15 protein-coding genes and 1 pseudogene are annotated in these 15,930 nt (G+C 38.6%); 4 read left to right on the top strand and 12 right to left on the bottom strand.

Annotated elements, in window-relative coordinates:
• The first annotated feature begins 367 nt into the window (after positions 1 to 367).
• Positions 368 to 706 carry a hypothetical protein gene (locus tag M1K46_RS21575; protein WP_256227650.1) on the top strand — a complete coding sequence of 113 codons (339 nt, stop codon included), beginning with the start codon at positions 368 to 370 and terminating at the stop codon, positions 704 to 706.
• Between the two features lie 215 nt (positions 707 to 921).
• On the opposite strand, the gene M1K46_RS21570 is transcribed toward M1K46_RS21575, so the two are convergent.
• Positions 922 to 1,497, bottom strand: a complete 576-nt coding sequence (locus M1K46_RS21570) for a cell wall hydrolase (RefSeq protein ID WP_256227649.1) — start codon at positions 1,495 to 1,497, stop codon at positions 922 to 924.
• Between the two features lie 582 nt (positions 1,498 to 2,079).
• Between M1K46_RS21570 and M1K46_RS21565 the strand changes: the two genes are divergently transcribed.
• Positions 2,080 to 3,069, top strand: a complete 990-nt coding sequence (locus tag M1K46_RS21565; RefSeq protein WP_256227648.1) for a nuclease-related domain-containing protein — start codon at positions 2,080 to 2,082, stop codon at positions 3,067 to 3,069.
• Positions 3,070 to 3,127: 58 nt separating this feature from the next.
• Here the strand turns inward: M1K46_RS21565 and M1K46_RS21560 are convergent, their stop codons facing one another.
• The 3 genes from M1K46_RS21560 to M1K46_RS21550 all read right to left on the bottom strand — a co-directional run bounded on the left by M1K46_RS21560 (position 3,128) and on the right by M1K46_RS21550 (position 5,185).
• Positions 3,128 to 3,262 carry a hypothetical protein gene (locus M1K46_RS21560; RefSeq protein ID WP_256227647.1) on the bottom strand — a complete coding sequence of 45 codons (135 nt, stop codon included), beginning with the start codon at positions 3,260 to 3,262 and terminating at the stop codon, positions 3,128 to 3,130.
• Between the two features lie 230 nt (positions 3,263 to 3,492).
• The gene (locus tag M1K46_RS21555; protein WP_256227646.1) at positions 3,493 to 4,572 is read right to left on the bottom strand and encodes a PQQ-dependent sugar dehydrogenase; all 1,080 of its coding nucleotides are present in this window, start codon (positions 4,570 to 4,572) and stop codon (positions 3,493 to 3,495) included.
• Between the two features lie 217 nt (positions 4,573 to 4,789).
• Entirely contained in the window at positions 4,790 to 5,185 is a 396-nt protein-coding gene (locus tag M1K46_RS21550) for a VOC family protein (protein WP_062238987.1), read from the bottom strand.
• Between the two features lie 203 nt (positions 5,186 to 5,388).
• Here M1K46_RS21550 and M1K46_RS21545 point away from each other — a divergent pair, with 203 nt between their 5' ends.
• Positions 5,389 to 5,748 carry a hypothetical protein gene (locus M1K46_RS21545; protein ID WP_305586173.1) on the top strand — a complete coding sequence of 120 codons (360 nt, stop codon included), beginning with the start codon at positions 5,389 to 5,391 and terminating at the stop codon, positions 5,746 to 5,748.
• Between the two features lie 174 nt (positions 5,749 to 5,922).
• Here the strand turns inward: M1K46_RS21545 and rbsK are convergent, their stop codons facing one another.
• The 6 genes and pseudogenes from rbsK to M1K46_RS21515 form a co-directional block, all read right to left on the bottom strand.
• The gene (rbsK, locus tag M1K46_RS21540) at positions 5,923 to 6,843 is read right to left on the bottom strand and encodes a ribokinase (RefSeq protein WP_256227645.1); all 921 of its coding nucleotides are present in this window, start codon (positions 6,841 to 6,843) and stop codon (positions 5,923 to 5,925) included.
• Between the two features lie 12 nt (positions 6,844 to 6,855).
• Positions 6,856 to 7,878 carry an aldose 1-epimerase family protein gene (locus M1K46_RS21535; protein WP_256227644.1) on the bottom strand — a complete coding sequence of 341 codons (1,023 nt, stop codon included), beginning with the start codon at positions 7,876 to 7,878 and terminating at the stop codon, positions 6,856 to 6,858.
• 64 nt (positions 7,879 to 7,942) lie between these two features.
• Positions 7,943 to 9,289 (bottom strand): L-fucose:H+ symporter permease, encoded by a 1,347-nt coding sequence (gene fucP, locus M1K46_RS21530; RefSeq protein WP_256227643.1) that lies wholly within the window; start codon positions 9,287 to 9,289, stop codon positions 7,943 to 7,945.
• Positions 9,290 to 9,592: 303 nt separating this feature from the next.
• The gene (locus M1K46_RS21525) at positions 9,593 to 10,642 is read right to left on the bottom strand and encodes a LacI family DNA-binding transcriptional regulator (RefSeq protein ID WP_256227642.1); all 1,050 of its coding nucleotides are present in this window, start codon (positions 10,640 to 10,642) and stop codon (positions 9,593 to 9,595) included.
• Between the two features lie 187 nt (positions 10,643 to 10,829).
• The gene (locus tag M1K46_RS21520; RefSeq protein ID WP_256227641.1) at positions 10,830 to 11,012 is read right to left on the bottom strand and encodes a DUF2397 family protein; all 183 of its coding nucleotides are present in this window, start codon (positions 11,010 to 11,012) and stop codon (positions 10,830 to 10,832) included.
• Between the two features lie 193 nt (positions 11,013 to 11,205).
• A pseudogene (locus tag M1K46_RS21515) lies at positions 11,206 to 11,460 on the bottom strand (DNA/RNA helicase domain-containing protein); the annotation flags it as partial.
• A 247-nt stretch (positions 11,461 to 11,707) separates the two neighbouring features.
• Between M1K46_RS21515 and M1K46_RS21510 the strand changes: the two are divergent.
• Positions 11,708 to 12,325 carry a hypothetical protein gene (locus tag M1K46_RS21510; protein ID WP_256227640.1) on the top strand — a complete coding sequence of 206 codons (618 nt, stop codon included), beginning with the start codon at positions 11,708 to 11,710 and terminating at the stop codon, positions 12,323 to 12,325.
• A 72-nt stretch (positions 12,326 to 12,397) separates the two neighbouring features.
• On the opposite strand, the gene M1K46_RS21505 is transcribed toward M1K46_RS21510, so the two are convergent.
• Complete coding sequence (locus M1K46_RS21505) at positions 12,398 to 15,292, bottom strand: DUF3427 domain-containing protein (protein ID WP_256227674.1); 2,895 nt, start codon at positions 15,290 to 15,292, stop codon at positions 12,398 to 12,400.
• A gap of 119 nt (positions 15,293 to 15,411) precedes the next feature.
• Positions 15,412 to 15,807, bottom strand: a complete 396-nt coding sequence (locus tag M1K46_RS21500) for a (deoxy)nucleoside triphosphate pyrophosphohydrolase (protein WP_256227639.1) — start codon at positions 15,805 to 15,807, stop codon at positions 15,412 to 15,414.
• Positions 15,808 to 15,930: the final 123 nt, after the last annotated feature.

Below are 15,930 nucleotides of genomic sequence, written 5' to 3'. Positions count from 1 at the left end.
ACTATTTATTAAACAATCGTTTGATTAAACTCTTCTGCATCCTCCACGCTCGGAGAAAAAGCCGGGAAAAAACGAGCGTTCAATCTCACCAAATCCCCCCAAAAAGTGATGGGCCTACAGCCCTTCACTCTTTTTTTGGATGTTTTCTATTTGCAAGTTTCAATTTATCATGGGCATTTTTTACAATTTTTCTTTAGAATCTATTAAATGATTTTGGTTTTAGTAGACAAGCATACAAACAAAAACTATGAATCTTGAATATCTTAAATAGAAATTTCTTTTAAACTACTAAACATAGAAACAAAAAGCAAGAATCCTGAATATAGAAATTTCATTTAGATAACTCTTGAAGGGAGAGTTGGGTAATTTGTCAAGCAGCCATAAAAAATCAGATTGTCAATGTGACTGTGTGGAAGAACTGGCAGAACAACTAGAAAAAAGAAGAGGAGACTTCGTTGTTGTTTATGAAAGAAATGGCGATATAGCTCGAGGCACTATAAAAGATGTAAAGTGCGATTCGGTTCTTATCCTTAAGAATGCAGATAAGATGAGTTGTTGTTTTCAGGCAGGTTATATATCATTTACTGAATTAATAATAAGTATTTGTGAAATAACAGAGTTTGGTGTTATGCAGGGTGATGCTCCTTGTTCTTCCCCTGTTGCTCCAGGTGATGATATATTTAAATCGTTAAGCGGAAACAAATAAGAAAACATATTTTCTTTTTATTTCCTACTAAGTCCACCTATCACCAGCTTTATTTGCTGATAGTTAAACTTATCCAAAGACCCATGCTTGTTTGTCAGCATGGGTTTGCTACATAATATGTCTTATTCAAGTAACAGGTGCTAGTCGTTCCTATTAAAAAGAAGAAGCAGGATCCAAAAAAATGGCCCTGCTTCTCGTTAGTAAGTAAAATGATATTAACGTGAAAAAGTATGATTGCCGATGGTTTCTAATACTGGCTTCGTGTCAAGCCATTGGCTAACCGCCGTTTCTGGATTGTAGAAAAATAAAGCTCCATTGGTATTATCATAGCCCGCTAATGCTTGATCAACGGCTTGCAGGGATTCCGCAGATGGACTTTTCAACGTTCCTTCCATAACCGGTTGAAATTGGCCAGGATCGTAAATAACCCCCTTAATTGAATCCGGAAAGCTGGAATCTTGTACACGATTTAAAACAACTGCTGCAACTGCCACTTTACCTGCAAACTCTTCTCCCTCCGCTTCAGATTCCACAAGTGAAGCCAATAGCCTTCGTTCTTCATCCGTCGCTTGAATTTTTTTTGCATCCGGTATCGCCAATTCCTGGCCTGGCAAGAGAATGTCGCTGCTTAATCCATTTGCTTGTTTAATTTGTTCATACGAAACATCATAGGACTGTCCGATTTGCCACAATGATTCACCATGTTTTACAGTATGGGCTTCCGCAAAGCTTCCTCCCGATAAAGTAACTCCCAAAACTGCTATCCCTGATAGAGTACCTAGTTTCTTCAAGTGCTGTTCCTCCTAGATCGGTTATTATCGCCTGTTTGAAGATTTGGCGACGCAGGACAAAAAAAGTCTCGCCCCCAATCCTGAAGTCCTTATCGGTTAATTTTCGGAATACAGATTTATTTTTGACCGTCTATTGTCCTCCCTCAAATGGCCCGCACTTCAGGATAAAAGGTTGAAAAAAATAGATTAATCAAGGACACCTATGGGTTTATCCGGCCTTCATCTAGTCTGACAAAAAACTTACTAAAACATTTTTTTACGATAGAATTACAGACCATAATACTTAGCTTGAACACCAGAGCCCTATACTAGAATGGAAGGCACAAACAAGGTAATTTGCTGGCTGGACAAATTACCGTTTTTTCTTTAGAAAACAGGGAGTTTCAGGGACGGTCCTATCGTCGGGATAGAAATTTGACCCACATAAAGACGCTTTTCTTATCCAATTATATTAACGAGAAGCAATTTACGGATAGTTTTAAGGAATTTGTGGCTTGAAAAAGACTTGGTCACTTAATCGTACCTTCCAGGTATCTCGAATTGTATAAAAAAGAAAATAAATAAGTTATGGATATTAATATATTGCTGGCAGTTATTGTCGTATTAATTTGTATTGTCCTTGGGGTATTATTAATTTTAAAGAAAAAAAATAAACATTATGATGAAATGTTTGAAGAATTTCAAACGGAAGCCGTGGAAAATTTTTCTAAATTGGAAAAAGAGCTTCAACAGGAAAAAGAAGAATTGGTGGATAAGCTTAAGGAAGATTATGAGAGCAAAATCAGTGATTTTAAAGAATATGTTCGCACCGTGGAAAAGATATCTAAAACTGCTAGTGAAGTCAATACTCATAATATATTAACCGAGATAAAGAAAAAATTAGTCTTAGAAGGTACGATCCAACCTTTTGAAATGAAGATCCTGGCTAATGTATTTGTTCCAATGAAGAAAGCTGATGGGGAAATACTTTCAATAAAAATCGATCATATCATTTTGATGAAAACTGGAATTTATATCATTGACACGAATGAGTTTCATGGGGATATATTGTTTGGAATTACAAAAGAAAAAACAAAGCAATTTTCGTTCATTCTCGATCATCTTTTTCCTTCTGAGGAAAATGAAACTGAAAAAACAATCGTATTTGTTAATAAAAATAATGATTCAAAAGAATTGAATGTCATTTCGGTTGATGATCCGTCAAAACAAGTTATGGCCGGAGTCAATATATTGAATCAATTACTTGAAAAACATTTCCATTATAGTTCTATAACACCCATCCTTTATTTTCATGCAAACAAACTCATTAATCATTCACAAAATAAAATCCCTTATGTGTTTGACGATAAACAAACCCTCTACAAATTCTTCGTGAGGCAATTAGACGGTTACCCTACCATTTATTCAATAGATGAATTAGAAGAGATAAAAAATATTATTGAAAACGTTAGTTTAATTGATACAAATGGAACAATCTACCATCAAATTGAAAAACAAGAGGATACACCTAGATTCAGCTTCAGCAGCAATACTTCAGCTGTAGAACAGGAACTGAAAGCAGCTGTACAATAGAATAATAAATAAGATGAAGCAGGATCCAAATGGACCTGCTTCTTTGTTTTATTTACTATTAAACGATCGTTTGAAAAAACGCTTCTACTTCCTCCACACTTGGATAGGAAGTTTGAGTACCGAGCTTTATCACACTCAGTGCCGCAAATGCGGTCGCTTTTTTCATCGCATCAAGCACACCAATTTCTACCAAACTTATTCCATAAATAATAAAAAGCCAACACTATATGTTGACCTTGGTAATTAGCTAGGTACCTAATTTAATAAACATATTCTCTTATAAAAGCTGTTTAGCTGAAGATAAACTTTGTTCTGATTGTTGCTGCCATTGGATTATGTTATCAATGAAGGGTCTAAACTCATTCGGGGCATTGTCTCTCATTGTCACGTGGGTGTTTTAATTAGAATAGCAGCACTTGCCTATTACTCTAAAGGAAGTTTGAATAATTTATCATCGCCTTCTCGTGGATTGCCTCTCCCGTCACGATTATTCGTAATCGTATATAATGTATTGCCTTCAATCAGCACATCCCGCATTCTCCCAGCGTTTTCAAAAAAAATAATTACGGTTTTGTCAGTCAAATCAAACACTTGAATACTTTCACCACGTAAATTGGCAACATACATTTTATTGTTCTTAATAGCAATTCCTGATGGAGCCCATGTGTCATCCCCTGATTGATATAATGGCGATATCATATTAGGAGCTTGTTGATTACCCTCAATGATCGGCCAACCATAGTTCTTTCCGGGTTCAATCAAGTTAATTTCATCATGAGCCGCTTGACCATGCTCAGAGCTATATAGTTTTCCTTCATCATCCCAGGCTAATCCTTGTGGATTTCGATGCCCATAGGAATGAACATAAGAATTTTTAAATGGGTTATCGTTTGGTACTCTACCATCTAGTTGCATTCGCAAAATTTTGCCACCAAGACTTTGAATGTTTTGAGCATTTTCCGGGTTCCCCGCATCACCTGCGGTAGCATACAACTTTCCATCGGGTCCAATTTTCATTCGTCCGCCGTTATGAATGGTTCCTCCCGGGATCCTCTCCAGAATAATCCTTCTTTCCGTCCATGTATTGCCGTTAAGTTTAAGAACGATAATGCGGTTAAGAACAGTACCATCCTGTTGATAGGTATGGTACGCAATCGCTTCTTGGGAAGTCTTAAAGTCAGGAGCAAGTATGAAACCTAGCAATCCTCCTTCACCCTCATGCAGAACCTTCTTCGTAACTTCTACATTCTGAACCGTTTTCGAACCGCTATCCCCATTAACTTGAATGATATAACCTGGCCGTTGACTCATATAAAAGGTATTATCCTGTTTGTTAATATTCCAAGGGATTTCTAAATCAGTTGCGATCACCTCAGCTTGTCTTGCAAGTACTTCTTTTGCATCCTTTTCGTTCTTTTCGGATGTATTTTTATTTTCCTGGGAACAACCAGAAATCAAAAGGATCGACATTAGTGTGAAGATGAACCACTTCAATACGAACACCCCCATTTTCGATTTTAATATAAATTAGTTTAGCCATATCTTTAATAGAATTAACATTGGTTATTAGAACAAAGATAAAAAGGAGTTCAATCGAATGAACTCCTTTTTATAAAGCAAATTTCTATATGCCAAGAGTGAATATGGCAACTCATGAGATGGTGTTTCATGAATGCCTCCGCGTTACTGGTTTCATGTTTTTATTCACTGATATTGGATTCTATTTTGCATTCTCATCGGGTTGATGAATTCCGAATATATTTCCTTCTGTATCAATATAGTATCCTTGCCACGCCATTCCAGGCAAAGCATATTTGGGCATTGCCACCTTGCCGCCATGCTCCATAATTTTAGCTTCCGTGGAATCGTAATCTTCCACTCCCATTGTACAAGCAAATCCATTTAACGCCTGGTTGGTTTCCGGAGAAGCACTTTGCCGCTGCATCAAAGCACCATTGATTCCAGGTTCTCTCTCATCGCCAGTTACTGCTCCAAAGTAAGGCATTCCAGCATACTCACTCCAATCCTGGAATGACCATCCGAATACCTCTCCATAAAACTTCTTTGCTCGTTCCATGTCACTTACATGAATTTCAAAATGTACTAATCTTCCCATGATTCCCTCCTAATTTTGATAGATTAACCAAAATCATTGAGCGCGTTTACACTTTCCTATTAAATTGAAATAAATTCAATTACCCATAAGATATTTCAACTTTTTCTCGCTTTCTCCTCCTTTGTGAATTTCTTTTTGTGAATAATGGGTATTTATATATGTCCACTTACATCTTGGATACATATCTTATAAGGGAGTTTATTTTGAAAATATTAAAGGAGAGGTTTTTTATTTATCCAAACGGTTCTCAACCTTATGTCCAGCAGCAATACGGTTCTTATCAACCATACGTCCAGCAGCCACAATACGCCCCTTATTCACAGCAGTCGTATGATTATTATCCTCAGCAGCAACATGACCCAGATAGACAGCCTCCAATAAGACAGCTTGAAAGGCGGGTTAATCAGCTAGAAAACCGAGTTAGCCAGCTTAATCGGGAAGTTAACCAACTTGAAAATACTGTTGCAGTCCATTCACGCCGGTTAAACCGATTAAACCAACGCCTGCGCATCGTGGAAGATCGATTACGAATTCCTTTTCAGCCTTTAGAAGGCGGCTTTTAAGTAACTGGACCCAGTGAGACTCTGGGTCCTTTATTAAATTTAGTCCTAGTTGAAGGTAATCTCGCCTATTGATTGATTCCAGGTCTTAAATAAGATAAAGCTGCCCATATGGCAGCTCGATCTTTAAGTAATGTACCCGTTAATTGAATAACATCTATAAAAACAGCTGATTTATTAAACGAGCGTTTGAAAAAAAGCTTCTACTTCCTCCACACTTGGATAAGAAGTCTGAGTACCGCGCTTCGTCACACTTAAGGCCGCGAATGCTGTTGCCTTTTTCATCGCCTCCAGCACATCACCGCTCTGAACAAAATAATGAGAGAAGCAGCCGATGAACGCATCGCCGGCGCCCGTTGTGTCAATGGCATTTACCTTATGTGAAGCTACCGTTTGAACATCATCCTTTGTCACCCACATCACTCCCCGGCTTCCCATCGTCACTATCACGTTTTTCACGCCTCGTTCGATCAACGTCATTGCAGCTACCCGGATCTGTTCGTCCGTTTCCACCGGCATTTCCGTTAAGATTTCAAGCTCGCTTTCATTCGGAATGAAGAAGTCGCTTTTACACACATACTCAAAGTCCAGTTCCTTTGAGGCCGGTGCAGGATTTAATATGACCGGAATGTTATGCTCATTACCGAATTCAATCGCACGGTATACGGTAGGAAGCGGAACCTCCAGCTGCAGGACGATAAGGGAGCACTGTTTCAGCTTTTCTGCCGCCCCATCCACATCTTCTGGTGAAAGATGCTGGTTCGCTCCTTTAATAATAAGGATGCGGTTCTTGGACTCAGGGTCCACAAAGATCGGCGCAACCCCGCTTGAGGTGCCAGGCACCTTGACGGTAAATTCCGTATCAATGCCGTACTTCTCCAGGTTGTTGATCGTGTTGTCGGCAAACAAATCATCTCCGACTTTCGTAACCATCATGACGTTGGAGCCAAGTTTCGCTGCCGCTACTGCCTGGTTCGCTCCTTTTCCGCCGCATCCGATTTCAAAGTCCGGCGCTTCAAGTGTTTCTCCTTCTTTCGGCATCTTATCAATGTATGAAATGAGATCCACCATGTTGGATCCGATCACTGCAATATCCATGTTTCTTCCTCCTTATTTCTTCCCGGTCACGACCGTAAAGGAACGCTCTTCCCCGGCACCTAACGTGATCAATGTTCCTGCTTTTTCTGCGGCCAAAAATCCTTCCGGCCGGCATGTCGCAGGCAGGACGAATGCGCCTACCTGCTGGTCGCTGTTATGCAAAAGCCAGCGTGTCGCATGGTTCAATTCCGCAGTTGAGAACTTTGTGAAAAATGCTGTGCCATCCGGTGACTTCATCTCAAATTCTGCTTCCTCACCGTAGGCATCCAGCTTATCGGCAAAAAAGACAATCTCGGGGTCATACATCTCCGGCTTGTTCAGCACGTTCAGCGTTTCTTCCCCGCTCAACAGCTTTTTATTGTACGCCAGCCATTGTTCGGTCGGCTTCACGTGGGCTGGAATCGATTCCCGAAGCACTAAGCAATCGTCCGGAATGTTCTGCTTCATGACTGCACCATCCACATACGCATAATTCGTATGGCACATGTATTGAAGCGGCATGCCGGACCCTGACAGGTTCTTCACCTTCATATTCATCTCAATGAATGAGTTTTCCTTCATCATTTTAACACTTGGGGACGCTAAATAGTGATGGCCAAACCCTTTCACATACTCTGTTTCACCGCAAACACTGATTCCTTCTTCACTGATTTCCAGCCATGCCCGGTCCATCTTGGCACACGCCATTTCACCGTGCAGCTCATGGTCATCGTCAGGTCCTGGACATCCGTTGGCGATCAAGCCGGAGTGAAACGCAAAGCAACCGTATGTATCAACGATCGCATTAACCTTTTTCGGCTGTGAGAACATGTTCTTCATCTTCAGATCTGTACCGTCAAACTCAAGATCCCAGATGATCTGTCCCATATACGGCAGCACAACCATTCGCCCCCGTGAGTTGGTCAGCTCAATCGCCTCCACCCCTGACGGATAGCGGAATAGGCTTGCTGTAAATTCATGATCTCGATAGATTACTTTTTTGCTTTCTTTAAAAAATTCGCGCTGAAGTTCAATGGTTCCTCTCATCTCTAGCATCCCTTTCCTGCTAAATTAACCCGTCCAGGCAGCCAGCAACGGCTGCCCCGCAGGTTTTCTATTTTTACTGAGCCACTTCGATCGTTTCGTCAGTCTTCTTCACTCCAGATTTTTGCTTCTTCATTTCACCAAAGAAGTAAATGCCGACATATACGAAGCACGCCATCGATACGAGGAACGCCGTCTGCATGGAGCCAAATGCGTCAGATGCGTACCCTTGAAGTGCCGGGATCACCGCGCCGCCGACGATCGACATTACGAGGATCGCTCCTGCTGTTTCCGTGTACTTCTTATCTACCACTTCAAGCGTCTCAGCATAAATGGTTGCCCAGCAAGGTCCAAACAGCATGCTTACTACGATGGCCGCGTAAACTGCCGTCATGTTCGGCACGAGAATGACATATGCCAGCATCGCCGATCCAAGAATGGAATAACCGAACAAGACCTTTGAAGATGAGAAGCGTGCCATCAGGAAGTTCGCGATGAACTTGCCGACAAAGAAGCCCGCAAAACTATAGACCATGAAGTTGGAAGCCGTTCTCTCATTGAAATCCGGGTTCAGATCAAGTGCCAGACGGATCGTGAACGACCAAACGGCTACCTGCATTCCTACATATAAAAACTGTGCTGCAATCCCTTTTTTGAAGCGTTTGTTGCCTGCCAAATATTTGAGCGTCTGACCGATTCCTGGTGCCTTTTCTGCGCTCTTTGCACGATTCGCAACCGGCTTACAGATCGGGAACTTCGTCAAGGCAAACAAGACAAACATGGCAATCAGTACGAAAATAATATATTTATATGGTTCAAGTGTATGCTGCAGCATCTTCAAGCCAAATGCCTGTGCTTCAGCCGGAGACATTTTCGCCATCTGTGATTCAAGGCTTGCCCCCTCCTGGAAAACCAGGTACTTTCCTAGTAAAATTCCTGCTATGGAACCTAGCGGATAAAACGTTTGAGAAATGTTCAAGCGTAGGATGCTATATTGACGCGGCCCGATCATCGAGCTGTACGTATTGGCCGCTGTTTCCAAAAAGCTTAGCCCAATCGCAATCGCGAAGATCGCAACCAGGAACATCGTGTACGTCCCCATGTGTGACGCCGGATAAAACAACGAGCAGCCGACGATATAAAACAGAAGGCCAGTCATAATCGCAAACTTGTAACTCATTTTCTTGATGACCATCGACGCTGGAATCGCTACAAGGAAGTATCCTCCGTAAAACGCACTCTGTACGAAAGCGCTTGCGAAATCACTCAATTCAAACACATGTTTAAATTGTGCGATGAGAATATCGTTCAAGCTTGCTGCTACCGCCCATAACGGAAACAGCAGTGATACAAGGATAAACTGAAAAATCGGTGTGCGGTTCAAGTAACCGTCCGGCAGTTGAATCAGTTGGTTGTTCTTCATGTGTAACATCCCCTCTTCTAACTTTTAGTTTATTAAGGCTGTTTTCTTAATCTTTGTTGCACTTGTGGGCCGTTGATTTCCGTTCAAGGCTGCTCGCTTTCCGCGGGGCGTGCGGTGAGCCTGTAGTCTCACCTGTCACGCTACTCCCGCAGGAGTCTCGCACCTTGCACTCCAATCAACTCTTAGCAATGAAGTATATAATAAACTCCAAAAGCAACAATCTTTGAGAAAAGAGCCTTTATTAAAGCGCTTACATATAACCTGTAATAAGAAGGCTGAGAGTGACCAGCTCTCATGCCTCATTTACTTTTTAAGAGATTGTCCAGCGCTCGAACCTTTCGGAAAACGCAATCGGCAGGAATCACGAATAATTAGTTCCGGTGACAGATTGTACTCCCGCTTCGGCATCTCACCCTTAAAATGAATCCGTTCATGCAGGAGCTGAAATGCAATCTCCCCCACCGCATTCATCGGACGTGAAACAACACTGAGCTTCGGGTTCAGGAACGTGGCAATATCCACATCGTCAAAGCCGAAAAACGAGATTTCCTCCCCAAGCTTCCAGTCCAGATCACCGATGGCTTTTACACACCCGGTTGTCATCAAGTTGTTGGAAGAAAAAATCGCGGTCGGCCGGTCATTCTGAGAGTAAAACTCGTGAGCCGCCTGATAGCCGCTTCGTTCTCCAAAGTCCCCTTGAAACACATACCGCTCGTCCAGTTTCAGGTTGTAATCCTCGAGCGCCTTTTTGTATCCGATGAAACGCTCACGCCCCGGCGTCGTGTTCTGCGGACCGCAAATGATCGCGATCTTTTCATGCCCCTGAAGGATCATGTGCTGCACCGCCTGATACGATCCCTTCACGTTATCGACCAGTACCGTATCGACATCATAGCTTTGAATGCTGCGGTCAACCGCCACCATCGGAATGCCCTGCTCATGAAGCTGCTTCAAATGGTCGCCGTTTTCGTTGGCTGTCGTGATGATCACACCATCCACCCCACGCTCGATGAAATTCTTCAGAATCTCTTCCTCCACGACCGGCGACTCATTCGTACTGCTCAAAATCGCAAAGTATCCCTTTTCCCGGGCCTTCTGTTCAATCCCGGCCATGACGAGCGGAAAGAACGGGTTGCTGATGTCAGGGACAATGACCCCAATAGTCTTCGTATCCTTGCTCTTCATCGTCCGGGCCGCCGCATTGCGGATATACCCGAGCTCAGCAATGGCCTTAAGGATCTTCTCCTCCGTCACCTTGCGCACGCCGCCCTGGTTATTGATCACCCGGGAAACCGTCGCAATCGACACATTCGCCCGCTTCGCCACATCCTGAATATTCGCTTTACCTTCCATTGGACATAACTCCTAAAATGTAAACGTTTAGATTTTTACAGAAAAAAAATAGAATTTCTGTGCGTTATTCTTAGTTGTCCGGTTTGAACAATAATGTAAACGTTTAGATTTTTGTTCTTGGGTATAATTTAGCATGACGAAAGATAGATTGCAAGAAGTTTTTGAATGCGCTTTCTTCAATTTGCTCTCAGCGTGCAATTAAGTTATTCCACTTCACCAGTTGAGCAAGGTCCAGGTGGAGCTGTTCCTCTGAATAACTATAAAACTCAGGAATCTCCTTCACATGCTTAAAGATTTCCTCCGGATGAATAACATCTCTCATCCTCTCATGCTGATAAAGAAAAACCGTAATATGGACCGGTAACTCCAAGCCTTGTCTGCCGTTAAATAACTCGCCTCCGTCACCTTTTTCATCGGAGTATTGTACATCATTTCACCTAGCATTACTTAGTATTCTTACTTTTCATTGTAAATGAAATTGTAGGAAGTATGTCGAATTCCGAGTGTTTTTTGGTAAAATTTCACTTAACAGAAAAGAGACTTAACCCAGTTTAAATATAGGGTTAAGTCTCTTTATATTTAAATATATTTTTACTCACCTTTTCCCAGTAAACATCCAAAAAGAACTTATTATCTTCTGCTACAACAGAATCTGATTTAAAAAACTCATTCTGTTCATATTTGTAACTAACTTCTTTTAATCTATCTTTCAGGTATTTTTCTAATTCCTTATCTGTACAATAAACAAAACATCCTTTTTGTCCTCTAGTCATTAACGTCCTGTACGTATTTCGGATAATCTCATCAGCTGCTTTCTCAGTCATTATAATTAGTACTGATATTTGTAACTAGTTGATCTTCAAATACATCTTTTAAAAACTCTTGTTTTGTCGCCTCATAAACAATCATCTGCATCACCTTTGCTAAAAGCTTATATTCATTCCTTAAAATACCATTAATATTCATATACAACAATAAAAATGGTAAAATTAAACAAATCAGAAAGGCTTCTATTCAGTTTCTTTGTGGAATAAGTATAAAATATAACCTTTAATAGGAGGAAGAATGGAAAAGACAAAAATAACTCTTTCAGATTTTGTGGATTTTAGTATTAAAAATGGCCCTTCCCGTTTAACTAAAATAAAAGAAATTAAAAACAGAGAGGTATACCACCCTGGTAAAGATTATTGGAAAAAATTTAGAGACGGTATTGATAAATATCATAGGAATAACTATTCTAAAGACTACTTAAACAATTTAGTTAATGATGTCACTGAGGTAAGAAAAAAAAATTATTTAAATGCTGTTAATTATTATAAAAAATTTATAGGGAAAAAGGATCTTCAATGGTTTGAACCTAAAAAAGATTATTGGCATTTCAGCAACTCTAGTATTAATGTTAACCCTGAATTAGGATTAGTTATTAAAGATGAACCTCATATTATTAAACTCTATTTTAAAGAAGATAAGAGCAAACCCGACACAGTCTTAGACAAAAGAAAACTAAGTACAATCTTCTTTTTGATGGAAGATACCTTATCCTATGATGATAATTATAAATATTCAATATATAACGTTAAATCGGGAAAACTTATTACAAAAAATAAATCTTTAGTTGGAATAAAAGAAATACTTGAATCTGATATATTAGCTTTAGAACATATGTGGCGAAGTATCACATAATTTAGTGATATGAAGATAGTATCGTCATCTTAATATGCGGGAGCGAACCAATGGTTCACTCCCGCACTTTCTTTATAAGTCATTATCTCCACTCTTTATATATCGATAAATCTTATAATCAATACTTTGCTCCATTACCAAGTTCATATGAACAACTGGCTTATTATCTTTCATAACAGTTTGTTTAACTGTAGTTTTATCAGGAGTAGCTTTGCCCAAATAGTAAAAATCCCTTCCTTCATCATCGTCTTTTTTTACAAAAATATGAACATCAATATCCTTTTCTTTAGAGTTAATTATGGTTTTAACCTCTTCTGATTGCATCGTTCTATTACTTCTAGTAGACCATTGTAATACTTCTTGATTAACAAATTCCTCACTATACGCAACACTTGATTGGACATCTTCATTTTTGTGATATGTAACAAATATTGGACAGGTTTGATATTTGGTTTTGTAGCCATACATAGTTGAGCTTTCGTCATTATGCCAATTCAAAAGCTTACAGGCATCTCTTCTCGAATATTTTTGATATAGTGTCAGAGGTTCATTACACTCATATTCTTTATTCTTTTCTTCTGCACTCTGGATAATATCTATAATTAATTTTTTAAAATGAGGATTGCAATGTAAGCTCTCGCGAATTTTATCATTAAACTTAAATAGTTGATCCTTGCTATAAGAAATAAGAGGCATTTCTCCATACTTTTTCTTATCTGTTTGTGTAAAGAATGATAAGTTAAAGATACGTTCTACCGACTCTATTGTTGCTTTGTCAGTTGTGCAATTTGCATTCATCAAATGGTTAATAAAGTTATCAAGTAGGATTACGTCTTGCTTTATTAGTAAATCTAAAAGAATTATTTCATGCCTTCGTTTTCCATTTAACATTTCAAAAGAAAGCATTGTTAAAACTTTATCTTCATACTCATTTAATTTTGGTACCCCTTCTTTTACTTTTAGCAAGAACTGTTGATAGTTTGAGAATTTAGTTGCGAGAACAACTGGATCAATTGAATTTTGTGCTATAAAATCATATAAATAAGGCACTTTTCCAATTCGGTTTTTTACTTCACCATAAACATCCTTTAATTTTTTCAAATCTGTAAGATTGCTACTATTAATTGCTTTAAAAATATTCTTCTTAGCTATTTCTTCAAAGTTAACGGTAGAAACCCCCTTGATATAACTAGTATCTTTCATATTTCGGCGTATGTTATCTTTGTTTTGTGATTTATCTCCAGAAAGGGCGATAGGAATTAAATAATTATTTTTGTAATTACCTATAAAGTCTATAATTGTTACAAATTCTTTTGAGTTATGTTTACGCAGTCCTCGTCCTAGCTGCTGAATAAATATGATACTCGATTGTGTTTGTCTAAGCATTACTACTTGATTCACACTAGGTATATCAATCCCTTCATTAAAAATATCAACAGTTATGATGTAATCCAGAATCCCTTCCTCTAATCTATTTACTTGTTTAACTCTTTCCTCTTGGGAGTCCTTTCCCGTTAAGGCAATTGTTTTATATCCTTTATTATTCATTGCCATAGAAAGTTTCTCTGCTTCTTCCTTTCGACTACAAAATATTAATCCTTTTACTTTTGGTCCTGAAAAACCATAATAACTGATCTTTTCAATCATGTGATTAACTCTTTCTTCTGTTATCAGCTTTGCTAAAACAGTCGTATCATCAATCATTTCTCCGTTCAACTCAATATCAGTTACACCAAAATAATGAAAAGGACAAAGCATGTCTTCTTCAAGAGCTTCTTGTAACCTAATTTCATACGCTATATTATAGTCAAACAGTTCAAAAATATTGAAGTCATCAGTTCGCTCTGGTGTAGCCGTCATTCCCATAAAAAATATAGGACTGAAATAATCAATTACTTTATTGTAAGACTTAGCACCCGCTTTATGAACTTCATCAATGAGAATATAGTCAAAGTCTTCAGGATTAAATTGCTTTAGAATCCCCTCTTTAGAAATAGTTTGAATTGTAGCAAATAAATATTTAGCTTCTATATCTTTAGTTGTACCCGATAAAATACCAAACTCCTTATCAATTCCTCCGAGTATTCGCTGAAAATCAGATTTTGCTTTTTGTAAAATTTGTTCTCTATGAACGATAAATAGCATTCGTCTTGGATTAAATCTGCGGACATCAAATGCTGATAAGTAGGTCTTACCTGTTCCCGTTGCTGATATAATTAACCCTTTATTTTTACCAGCATCACGGACAGCTTGAATTTCTTGCAATGCAGCTTGTTGCATTTTATTCGGTTTGATTTTTAATGCTTCTTCTAAGGCATTGTTTTGGTAATCAACCGGAAACTCAGCCACTTGATCTAATTTTCTATTATCTATAATTTGAGTATACTTTTCTTCATAACTAGCAATCCAATCTTCTGTTAATGGTTGAGCATCAGTCCAAACCTCTTCAAATTGGTTTTTAAAGTGATGGACAAGTTCTCCATTTTCATGTGAAGTTAATTTCACATTCCATTCATAGTTCACTTTCAATGCATGCGCCGTTAAATTAGAACTACCCACAATTAATGAATAATGAGTCTTATTATTAAATATATATCCTTTTGAATGAAAGCCTGTTAAGTTTGTTAGCCTTACATCAACATTCGAAATTTTTAACAACTCACTAAATACCTTAGGCTGGTTAAAATTTAAAAATGTAGAGGTCAAAATACGGCCCTTAACCCCTCTTCTTTTAAGGTCAAGAAAATGAGATTTAAGGGTAGCAAGACCGCTTTCAGTTATAAAGGCAACAGAAAAAACAAAAGACTCACAGTGGTCAAGTTCTTCTAACAATGTTGTTAAAACGTTTTCATTATTCCCAGTATTATTTACTAATAATTTAGGCTTGTAACTCCCAAATTTGTTATAAGTTTGATCAATAAATCCCATTTGTAACGAGGCTTCTAGATTTTTTATGAAGTTCACCATTTGATCACCAATCATTTACAATTATTTTTATCTTAATATTAATACCCTAATGTATGGAAGATCAATTCATTTCGTAAATTTAAAAAGCTATCCACTAAATGTGAATAGCTTTTCTACTACTATAACGATGTACTAGATAACTTTTTTATTGCAGGTATATCCGCCGGGGCCCAGTTTAACTTGGTTAATTTGTTGGTTGAAAGCCACTTAATTGATACATGCTCTGTTAACACAGGACTTCCTTCAACCAGCTTACAAAAATAAGTTGTTAAATGAACAATACCAAAGTCGTATTCATATACAGTGTGTTCAATTTGTTTGCCAATTTCAACTTTACAATGCATCTCTTCATTAATCTCACGAAATAATGCTTCTTGAGGTGTCTCTCCTTCTTCAATTTTTCCGCCAGGAAATTCCCACATTAATGGTAAAGACTTATCTGGTCCTCTTTGTGCACATAATATTTTATTTTCTTCTACAATTACTGCTCCAACGACATGGATGTGTTTTTTCACTAGAACCTCCTACTACATAAAACAATGGATTTACGTTGTACATTAGTACAAACAATTTAGTAATTCTTTACTCAACGTGTATTATATCACTCCAGGTTAAAGAGACACTAGATAAACACGTGC

This window comes from Fictibacillus sp. WQ 8-8, from assembly GCF_024494405.1.
GTDB classification, from domain to species: Bacteria; Bacillota; Bacilli; order Bacillales; family Fictibacillaceae; genus Fictibacillus_C; species Fictibacillus_C marinisediminis.
This window is presented reverse-complemented; position numbering and strand designations above follow the sequence as displayed.

Bases quoted from the DNA above. Each gene is read 5' to 3' on its own strand.
- M1K46_RS21550 (WP_062238987.1), bottom strand. From the start codon at position 5,185: ATGGGAAGATTAGTACATTTTGAAATTCATGTAAGTGACATGGAACGA.
- rbsK (WP_256227645.1), bottom strand. From the start codon at position 6,843: ATGGATATTGCAGTGATCGGATCCAACATGGTGGATCTCATTTCATAC.
- M1K46_RS21535 (WP_256227644.1), bottom strand. From the start codon at position 7,878: ATGCTAGAGATGAGAGGAACCATTGAACTTCAGCGCGAATTTTTTAAA.
- fucP (WP_256227643.1), bottom strand. From the start codon at position 9,289: ATGAAGAACAACCAACTGATTCAACTGCCGGACGGTTACTTGAACCGC.
- M1K46_RS21525 (WP_256227642.1), bottom strand. From the start codon at position 10,642: ATGGAAGGTAAAGCGAATATTCAGGATGTGGCGAAGCGGGCGAATGTG.
- M1K46_RS21510 (WP_256227640.1), top strand. From the start codon at position 11,708: ATGGAAAAGACAAAAATAACTCTTTCAGATTTTGTGGATTTTAGTATT.
- M1K46_RS21505 (WP_256227674.1), bottom strand. From the start codon at position 15,292: ATGGTGAACTTCATAAAAAATCTAGAAGCCTCGTTACAAATGGGATTT.